Source organism: Citrobacter sp. Colony219 (assembly GCF_019382635.1).
In the GTDB taxonomy this organism is placed as follows: Bacteria; Pseudomonadota; Gammaproteobacteria; order Enterobacterales; family Enterobacteriaceae; genus Citrobacter; species Citrobacter youngae.
Map to the genome: position 1 here is coordinate 82 of NZ_CP080033.1, position 245 is coordinate 326.

Annotated in this window: 1 pseudogene (running past one end of the window); it reads right to left on the reverse strand. The window is 51.8% G+C overall.

The window, feature by feature from the left end:
* Positions 1 to 229: pseudogene (locus tag JTI85_RS00005) on the reverse strand (hypothetical protein); its annotated part reaches 81 nt to the left of the window's first position; the annotation flags it as partial.
* Positions 230 to 245 lie beyond the last annotated feature (16 nt).

The following is a 245-nucleotide window of genomic DNA, read 5'->3' on the forward strand; positions in this document are numbered from 1 at the left end:
GTAAAAACCACGGGCGATAAAAGCTGTTCACAATCCGGTTCGACAACTGCGACTGGTCCATATCGGCAATAGCAATCGGCGCCAGATGCAGCGAACCCGGCAGGACGGTCGCGGAAGAATAAACCGAAATCGTGAAGGCAAAGACGATCAGCGTCAGCATCGCTTTGTCGCCCAGCAGGCTGCGTAACTCTTTGATGCCGAGGTTATAAATATTGTGTAATCGGCGCATCACCCCTCCTGTTTTT